We start from the raw sequence: 7385 nt of genomic DNA, 5'->3' as shown, positions 1-7385 counted from the left end.
GGTGGCCGTGAAGCAACTGTTCTTCCACGAGGACGAGAATTTCTGGTACGAAACCCTGCGATCACTGGGGCACATCGCGTACGGCGGTGCGGACCTCGGGGAGGTTCTGTTCACCGCCGGCCGGATCGCCCAGGCGTCGCCGTCGCCGAACGGCGGGGCGCCGGTGGTGATTTCGTAGAGCACGCAGCCCAGGGAGTACAGGTCGCTGCGGTGGTCCACGGCGCCTGCGCCGATCTGCTCGGGCGACATGTAGTGCGGGGTGCCCATGGCGACGCCGGTTCCGGTCAGCCGGGCGGTGAAGCCGATGTCGTGGCCGAGCCTGGCGATCCCGAAGTCGCAGATCTTGACCGTGCCGTCGGTGGTCCGCACGATGTTGGCCGGTTTGAGGTCGCGGTGGACGACGGCCTGTTCGTGGGTGTAGGCGAGGGCCGCCGCGACCTGTTCGGCGATGTCGATGACGTCGGGAACGGGCAGCGGGGCGCGGTGGTTGTCGTCCAGCAGCTGGCTGAGGTTGCGGCCGGTGAGCAGTTCCATGACGAGGAAGAGGGTGCCGTCGTCCTCGCCGAAGTCATGGACGACGGTGATGCCGCGGTGCTGGAGCGCCGCGGCGACCCGCGCCTCGCGGCGGAACCGCTCGCGCAGCACCCGCAGCACTTTCGGATCGCGCCGAGTGCCGATCGGTTTGAGGCATTTGACGGCTACGTGGCGCCCGAGCGAGGTATCCCGCGCCCGCCAGACCTCGCCCATCCCGCCGCGCCCGATCATGTCGAGCAGCCGGTAACGCCCGTGCATCAGTCCGCTGTCCGCCATCGTCCGCCGCCGCCCCCGTCCGCGCGTCCCTCCGCGCAGCTCCCCCTGCGTGCCCTGCCCGTCCAGTATGGCGGTGGAGCGGCGGCGCTTGTAGAGCACCGGGCGGGCGGGGCCCGTGTGACCACAGAGCGTTGCCGGCCTCCGCGCGGCGGGCCGAGCTGCCGATTCGTCACCCGTGGTCGGACCGCGGGCCCGGCGTCCACCGCGTTCCCTTGGCATCGGAATCCGGCCGACTGCGCGTGCCCAGGGGGCGCACCGGCCACCGACCGTGACCGACGGCGGTCGCGCGGCGCACTCTAACGCAGTATGCCTTGCCTTAGCTGGGGGATCACTGTCATGCTGCTTAACGCAGGTCTACTTACATTAGGAGTGGTGGCCGTGAAGCAACTGTTCTTCCACGAGGACGAGAATTTCTGGTACGAAACCCTGCGATCACTGGGGCACATCGCGTACGGCGGTGCGGACCTCGGGGAGGTTCTGTTCACCGCCGGCCGGATCACGTCCGGTGACTACGACAGCTGGCACGAGGAGTGGTCCGCGACCGCGGAGCGTCTGCGGCAGGTGGCCGCCGAGGCGCAGCGGGGCGGCCACACCGTCACCGCACGGGATTCCTACCTGCGCGCGTCGAACTACTACCGCACCGCGGAGTTCTTCCTGCACGGCGACCCCGATGACCCCCGGATCCGGGCGACGTACGACAAGTCCGTCGAGGCGTACCACCGCTTCGTCGACCTGTCCGGCCGCGGCATCGAGCGGGTGGAGATCCCGTACGAGAACACGACCCTGCCGGGATACTTCTACCCGAGCCCGTTGCCCGGCCGTCAGCCGCTGATCGTGATGCACAACGGATTCGACGGCACCGCCGAGGAGTTGACGTTCTGCGGCGGGCTCGCGGCGCAGGAGCGCGGCTATCACGTGCTGTGCTTCGACGGACCGGGCCAACCCGGTACCCGGCACCACCAGGGACTGCTGTTCAGGCCGGACTGGGAGAACGTCGTCGGCCCCGTGATCGACCACGCGCTCGGCAGGCAGGAGGTCGACCCCGACAAGATCAGTCTGCACGGGATGAGCCTCGGTGGGGAGCTGTGCATCCGGGCCGCCGCCTTCGAACCGAGGCTGAAGGCCGTCATCGCCAATGACGGGGTGTACGACCTCGGCGCCTTCGTCATGTCGTTCCTCGACGGTGACCGTGCGGAGATCGAACGGGCACTGACCGCCGAGTCGGCCCCGGAGACCGACGCCGCCCTCGCCGCCGCGATGCGGAGCGGCCCCGGTGCCCGCTGGGCCTTCGAGCACGGGCAGTTCGTGATGGGCGGCGCCACGCCGCGGGAGTGCGCGGCCAGGATGCTGGACTACCACCTGCGCGACGGGATCGCGGAACGCGTGTCATGCGCCGTGCTGGTGTGCGAGGCAGCCGACGACCTGTTCTTCCAGGGCCAGCCCGAACAGGTCCACAACGCGCTGACCGCCCCGGACAGGACCTGGCTGCGCTTCACCGAAGAGGAGGGCGCGGACGCCCACTGCCATCTCGGCGGGCAGCGCTATGCGTTCGGCAGAATGCTCGACTGGCTCGACGACCGCACCCCGGTCAACCGCTGAAAGAGCGGCCCCGGCACCAGCCCGCCGAGCGGAGCCCCCCAGCCGGGGCTCACCCGCGGGAGTGCCCGGTGGAACGCCGCGGGCCCCTGCGACCGGCGTGGTTCGGTGGCGCGGCAGCGAGGGCACGGTCGACGAGCACCTCGACCTCACCGTGGGGCGCGTAGCCCCACAGGGCCCGGAGGTAGAGCGGCGCGAGGACCAGGTCGAGCACCATGTCCACCGTCGGCGGATTGCCGCCCTTCTCGGCGTCGCGGTCCAGGGCGCGCTGTATCTCCGCCATGCGGCTTCGGAGGTAGTCCCCCGCGTGCAGCCGGGTGTCTTCGGGACGGGCACCGAACGCGGGGGACGCGGCGGAACTCAGCGCCTTGAAGAACGCGAATCCGTCGCTGCGTTGCAGCTGCGAGGAAACGGCGTTCGCCCAGGTGAGCAGGTCGGTGCGCAACTCGCCGGCGTCCGGGAAGGGCGCCTCCTCGTTCAGCCGGGCCGTGGCGACATCGAGCACGAGCGTCTCGATGGATCCCCAGCGGCGGTAGATCGTGACCTCGTGCACGCCCGAGAGCTCGGAGACTTCCCGAACGGTGAGGTCCGTTCTGCCGGTGGCCAGGAGTTTCCGCACGGCGTCGTGCACCGACGCGCGGGTCCGTGCCGTGCGCCCCCCAGGGCGCGGCCGGGGGGCTGGGCTGGAAGCCGTGGTCATGCTCTCAGGGTATCGACCCCGGGTCTTGCCTTGTCCTTCACCTCGTTCGTTCCGTTCGGTGGTGTTCGCGGAGCGTTTGGGGGTTTGCCGGATGCCGGTTCCTGGCGGTTGTTCAGGTGGTGATGTCGGCGAGCCTGGTGACCTCATCGAGGTCGTCCGTGGCGGGAACGAAGATGATCTCGTCTATACCGAGGTCGGTGTACTCCGTGATGGACTGCTCGATCGTCTTCCGGGTGGTGCGGAGCACCGCGTTGTCGGCGATGTCCTTGGGGGCCAGCCGGTAGAAGTCCTGGATGTTCGCCCGTCCGGCCTCGGTGTCGCCCAGTGCGAAGTAGGTGAGCACGACGAGTTTCGGAGCGCCCTGGCGGCCGGCCTCCCGCCAGGCCCGTCTCGCCGCCTCGAATTGGGGCGCCGTCATGTCCGGCGGCAGCGAACCGCCGATATAGCCCTGGCCCCAGCGCACCATGCGGTCCAGCGCACGAGCGGAGTACCCGCCGAACAGCATGGGGACTTGCCGGGTTCCCGACGGCACAGCCGGGTTCGGTCCGTTGCCGGCCGGCTCTCCGCCCCAGACCTTTCGGTACGTCGCCAGGTCGGATTCCAACCGCGTGCCACGACCGTGCAGTGCGTGTCCGGGAACGGTGAACTCGTCCTCGCGCGACCCGACGCCGATACCGAGCGTGAGACGGCCGCCGGCGATCCCGTCGATCCCCGCGATTTCCTTGGCCAGCAGGGCACCGGGCCACGTCGGGGCCAGCAGGACCGCGCTGAGCAGTCCGATTGTGGTGGTCGCCCCCGCCGCGGCCGCGAGCGCGACGGTGTCGCTCACACCCGGGTATGCGTAGCGCCCGGTCGTGGCGAGGGTGGAGAACCCCGCTTCCTCGGCCCGGGCCGCCCAGCGTGGAAGGGCCGACGCGGTGACATTGCGTACCTGATTCGGAAGTCCGATGCCGATCTGCACAGTGGTTCCTCTCTGCGGTGGGGTCAGTCCTGCGTCAGGGCTTGCCGGGCAGGGAGCGGAAGAACTCCCGGATGTCGGCGATGAGTGCCTCCGGTGCTTGCAGGGCGGGGAAGTGCCCGCCTCGGTCGTACTCCCGCCAGCGCGTGACCACATGGGACGGTTTCGCCAGGTCCTGGATCGCGTTGTCCCCGGGGAAGTTCGCCACCGCCGTCGTAGCCCTCGCGCCAGTGATCGGCCGGGTTCCGCAGCCATGCCCTGTTGACGCCGTAGGACCAACCGGTCCCGGGCAGCTCTTCGGGCCGGCGGGTGCGGTCCAGGCGCTCCGCGAGGTCCACGAGATCTGCTTCGGGGATGTCGATCCGGATGAGGCGAGGTTGGGATTCCGTTCGACTCTCCTGGGTTGTGAAGTGCGCACTGCGGCGGTCGCCGCTGAAGGCGGTTTTGGGCGGGTGGCAGCGTTCGACCCTGCGCGGCATGGTTCGGCGACATGCGGACATGCCGCGGAAACATGTCGAAGTGGTGGGATGGCCCCGGCGATTCGAGTACCGGGGTGGCCGTGCGGCGATGTGGCCGGCTGTGTCCGCTACCGGTGGGGCGAGCCGGGCCGGGCTGACCCGGCTGGTCGGTTCAGGCGCCGTTCTCGACCAGAGACTTGAGCCGCGGCAGGGTCTTCTCGATGCCCGCGGCGTTCCAGCGGGGCCACGGTGTGCGCACGAGCAGTCCGCGCACCGGCGAGGTGGAGAAGTCGCAGGTCTCGACCACCCGTGTGGCGCCGTCGACCTCTTCGAGTTCGTAGCGCCAGCGGTGCTTGCCGGGGTGGCACCACGCGATGCGCCGGTCCGCCTCGAACTCGACGACCGTGTTGACGATTTGGTAGCGCACACCGAACAGTTTCATGGCTGTCTTGAACGTGTCGTCCAAGCCCAGCCGGGCCGGTCCCGAGACCGCGTTCTTCACGGTGCCTGAACCGTCGAAGTCGGCGTGGCGGTGCGGATTGGCGAGCACCGAGAACACCGCCGAGGGTGGTGCGGTGATGACGATGTGGCGTGAGATGAAGAGTGGGCGGGGTGCGGAGGACATGCGGTTCTCCTCGTTCGTTCATTGCGACCCGAAGCGCAACATGACAACATGTTGCCATGCCCGAGAAGGTAGCGACACGACAACATGCTGTCAAGGGTGGCGGCCGGGCCTGTGATGCCTACAGCGCACTGATCGACCAGGTCGGCAGACTCGCCGACGTCGTCGAGGCGATCGGCAACGGCATCGCCCGACCGACCGGCCAGAGCCTGGCGCGCTGGCAAGTCCTCGCCGAGGTCGAACATGAAGCCGCCCCGGTCGGGGCCATCGCCTGCCGGCTCGGCCACACGCGCCAGGCCGTCCAGCGCGTCGCGGACCTGCTCGTCGAGGACGAACTCGCCTGCTACCGGCCCAATCCCGCGCACCGGCGGGCCAAGCTGCTCGACGTCACCCCGACCGGCCGCGCCGCACTGCACCGGATGCAGGCGGCCTACACTCAGCTCGCCCTGCGCACCACCGAAGGTCTCGACCCGGAAAGACTCAACCTCGCACGCCAGACCCTCAGCGAACTACAGCGCCGCCTCGAATCCGAACTACCCTGACCCACCGGACGGCGCGGCAGCACCCGGCGGACATCAGCGGCCGACGCCACGGCGTCGCCGCTCGTTCCTCCATGTCGGCTCGGTCGCGTGGTCACTCTTCGGAGCCCCTCCCCGCCGGACGGCGAAGCCCCCACCGGCCGCGTCACCGACCTCTCCGGACCGCACACCGAGGGCGCGTTCACCGGCACGGCCCGGAGGCACGCTGATGATCCGGCAGCGCGGGGCGTGCACCGTGATCTCGCACGCACAGGTGCACGTTCGACTGCCACCCACCCTCCGGAAGTGCCGGCCACCGGCGGACGTCGCACCCCGTCACCGCCGTACGCGCGGCATTCCCAGGCCGATCCAGGAGATGATCTCGCGCTGGATCTCGTTGTTGCCGCCGCCGAAGGTGAAGATGACGGCAGAGCGGTAGCCGCGTTCCAGTTCGCCGTGGAGCACCGCGCCGGCCGAGCCCTCCTTGAGGGGGCCGGCCGCACCGACGATCTCCATCAGCCAGGCGTAGGCGTCGCGGCGGGCCTCGGAGCCGTGGACCTTGACCGCCGACGCGTCCTGCGGGGTGAGTGTGCCCTGCTGGAGTGCGTCGACCATCTGCCAGTTGAGGAGTTTCATGGCGTCCAGGGCGGTGTGGGTGCGGGCCAGCCGGCCGCGGACCCAGCCGATGTCGATGACCCGGCGGCCGTCGGCGAGGGGGGTCGCCGCCGCCCAGCGCTGGACGTTGTGCAGGGCGCGGATGGCCATCGTGCCGTGCGCGGCGAGGGTGACCCGCTCGTGGTTGAGCTGGTTGGTGATGATCCGCCAGCCCTTGTTCTCCTCGCCGACGCGGCGGGAGACGGGGACGGTGATGTTCTCGTAGTAGCTGGCCGTGGTGTCGTGCGAGGCGAGGGTGTTGATGAGGGTGCAGGAGTAGCCGGGGTCCGATGTCGGCACCAGCAGCATGGTGATGCCCTTGTGGGGCGGAATGCCGTCCGTGGGGTCCGTGGTGCGTACGGCGAGCCATACCCAGTCCGCGGTGTCGCCGTTGGTGGTCCAGATCTTCTGCCCGTTGACGACGTAGTGGCCGCTTTCCTCGTCCCCCACGCGCACCGCCCGGGTCTTGAGGGCGGCGAGGTCGGTGCCGGCGTCGGGTTCGCTGTAGCCGATGGCGAAGTCGATCTCGCCGGAGAGGATGCGGGGCAGGAAGTACGCCTTCTGTTCGTCCGTGCCGAACTGCATGATCGTCGGGCCGACGGTGTTGAGCGCCATCAGCGGCAGCGGCACGCCGGCCTGCGCGGCCTCGTCGAAGAAGATGAACTGCTCCATCGGGGACATGCCGCGACCGCCGTACTCCGCGGGCCAGCCGACTCCGAGCCAGCCGTCGCGGCCGAGGCGCCGCACGGTGTCGCGGTAGAACCGTTTCTGGGCGGCGGGGTCGGAGTAGCGGGCGTAGGCGTTGTCCGGCACGAGTCCGGCGAAGTACGTCCGCAGTTCGGCGCGCAACCGCTGCTGTTCGGGGGTGTATTCGAGGTGCACGGCCCCTCCAGTTCGTCCGCTCCCGGCCTCCGGGCCTGCGGGACAGCATTTCTGACGGTCCGTCGACCACCGGATCGGCAGCAGAGTAGAACGCGTTGCAGAAATGTGGAAGGGGTGCGGGCGCCCGTCAGCCACCCGGTGGACGGGTGTGCGGGGCGGGCAGCGGGTCGGGGGCCGGGCCCGGCGC

8 protein-coding genes and 1 pseudogene are annotated in these 7385 nt (G+C 69.7%); 2 read left to right on the top strand and 7 right to left on the bottom strand.

The genetic code is table 11. The features are described 5' to 3' along the window. Nucleotides 1-810, bottom strand: an 810-nt coding sequence (locus LIU39_RS34375; RefSeq protein WP_227050907.1) for a serine/threonine-protein kinase, incomplete at its 3' end; no start/stop codon positions are given. Between the two features lie 372 nt (nucleotides 811-1182). On the opposite strand from LIU39_RS34375, the gene LIU39_RS34370 reads away from it, so the two are divergent. After that, nucleotides 1183-2409: an alpha/beta hydrolase family protein gene (locus LIU39_RS34370; protein ID WP_227050906.1), complete on the top strand. Its 1227-nt coding sequence runs from the start codon at nucleotides 1183-1185 to the stop codon at nucleotides 2407-2409. 49 nt (nucleotides 2410-2458) lie between these two features. Here LIU39_RS34370 and LIU39_RS34365 read toward each other — a convergent pair whose 3' ends face one another. The 5 genes and pseudogenes from LIU39_RS34365 to LIU39_RS34345 all read right to left on the bottom strand — a co-directional run bounded on the left by LIU39_RS34365 (nucleotide 2459) and on the right by LIU39_RS34345 (nucleotide 5147). After that, a complete protein-coding gene (locus tag LIU39_RS34365) occupies nucleotides 2459-3106 on the bottom strand; it encodes a TetR-like C-terminal domain-containing protein (protein WP_227050905.1) in 648 nt (215 codons plus the stop codon). 112 nt (nucleotides 3107-3218) lie between these two features. Then, on the bottom strand, nucleotides 3219-4067 hold the full coding sequence (locus LIU39_RS34360) for an LLM class flavin-dependent oxidoreductase (RefSeq protein ID WP_227050904.1): 849 nt from the start codon (nucleotides 4065-4067) through the stop codon (nucleotides 3219-3221). A gap of 34 nt (nucleotides 4068-4101) precedes the next feature. Beyond that, nucleotides 4102-4272 (bottom strand): alpha/beta fold hydrolase, encoded by a 171-nt coding sequence (locus tag LIU39_RS35415; protein ID WP_227050908.1) that lies wholly within the window; start codon nucleotides 4270-4272, stop codon nucleotides 4102-4104. Nucleotides 4273-4288: 16 nt separating this feature from the next. Next, nucleotides 4289-4543: pseudogene (locus LIU39_RS35410) on the bottom strand (epoxide hydrolase N-terminal domain-containing protein); the annotation flags it as partial. 151 nt (nucleotides 4544-4694) lie between these two features. Continuing rightward, nucleotides 4695-5147, bottom strand: coding sequence for an SRPBCC family protein (locus LIU39_RS34345; protein WP_227050903.1), 453 nt, complete (start codon nucleotides 5145-5147; stop codon nucleotides 4695-4697). A 56-nt stretch (nucleotides 5148-5203) separates the two neighbouring features. Here LIU39_RS34345 and LIU39_RS34340 point away from each other — a divergent pair, with 56 nt between their 5' ends. After that, the gene (locus tag LIU39_RS34340; protein ID WP_227050902.1) at nucleotides 5204-5686 is read left to right on the top strand and encodes a MarR family winged helix-turn-helix transcriptional regulator; all 483 of its coding nucleotides are present in this window, start codon (nucleotides 5204-5206) and stop codon (nucleotides 5684-5686) included. Between the two features lie 312 nt (nucleotides 5687-5998). Here the strand turns inward: LIU39_RS34340 and LIU39_RS34335 are convergent, their stop codons facing one another. Continuing rightward, nucleotides 5999-7198 (bottom strand): acyl-CoA dehydrogenase family protein, encoded by a 1200-nt coding sequence (locus LIU39_RS34335; RefSeq protein ID WP_227050901.1) that lies wholly within the window; start codon nucleotides 7196-7198, stop codon nucleotides 5999-6001. Nucleotides 7199-7385 lie beyond the last annotated feature (187 nt).

The organism is Streptomyces pinistramenti (genome assembly GCF_020564935.1).
GTDB classification, from domain to species: Bacteria; Actinomycetota; Actinomycetes; order Streptomycetales; family Streptomycetaceae; genus Streptomyces; species Streptomyces pinistramenti.
Note: the sequence above shows the minus strand (reverse complement) of the source record. Positions and strands in the feature narration are given on the sequence as shown.

Bases quoted from the DNA above. Each gene is read 5' to 3' on its own strand.
- LIU39_RS34365 (WP_227050905.1), bottom strand. From the start codon at position 3,106: ATGACCACGGCTTCCAGCCCAGCCCCCCGGCCGCGCCCTGGGGGGCGC.
- LIU39_RS34345 (WP_227050903.1), bottom strand. From the start codon at position 5,147: ATGTCCTCCGCACCCCGCCCACTCTTCATCTCACGCCACATCGTCATC.
- LIU39_RS34340 (WP_227050902.1), top strand. From the start codon at position 5,204: ATGCCCGAGAAGGTAGCGACACGACAACATGCTGTCAAGGGTGGCGGC.